At 70.0% G+C, this 670-nt stretch carries 1 protein-coding gene; it reads left to right on the top strand.

Going from position 1 to position 670, the window contains the following annotated elements; translation table 11 throughout:
• Nucleotides 1-49: 49 nt before the first annotated feature.
• A partial coding sequence (locus ABD385_RS41235) for an acyl carrier protein (protein WP_344585422.1) occupies nucleotides 50-670 on the top strand: 621 nt, incomplete at its 3' end.

A 670-nucleotide genomic window follows, 5' to 3' on the forward strand; every position in this document is an offset into this window, starting at 1 on the left:
TTTGCCTGGTGTGTCGTTGGCGTGGGGTGCTTGGGATCAGGGTGTGGGGATGACGGCGGGGTTGGGGGAGCGTGAGGTCCGTCGTGCTGCTGAGTCGGGGATGCCGTTGTTGGGGGTGGAGCAGGGGGTGGCGTTGTTCGATGCTGCCTTGGCGACGGGCAGTTCGGCTCTGGTGCCGGTGCGTCTGGATCTGACGGCACTGCGCAACCAACCCACCCTCCCCCCGATCCTCCGCGGCCTCGTCCGCACACCGCTACGCCGCACCGCAGCGACCACCGCCCTCGCCCCCGGCGCGGACACCGGACTCGCCCAACGGCTCGCCCCACTCGACCACGCCCAACGACACGACGCACTGCTCGACCTCGTCCGCAGCAGCGCCGCGCTCGTCCTCGGCCACACCGACGGCGACGCCATCGACGCCGAACGCGCCTTCCGCGACCTGGGCTTCGACTCCCTCACGGCCGTCGAACTCCGCAACCGCCTGCGCACCGCCACCGGCCTGCACCTCTCGGCCACCATGGTCTTCGACCACCCCACCCTGACCGCCCTGGCCGAGCACTTGCAGACGGAGTTGTTCGGTGCGGTCGAGGGTGAGTTGGGGGAGTTGGTGCCGGCGGTGGTGTCGTTGGCGGATGATCCGGTCGTGGTGGTGGGTATGGCCTGCCGGTAT

Origin of the sequence: Streptomyces lunalinharesii (assembly GCF_039532155.1) — a bacterium.
GTDB lineage: Bacteria > Actinomycetota > Actinomycetes > Streptomycetales > Streptomycetaceae > Streptomyces > Streptomyces lunalinharesii.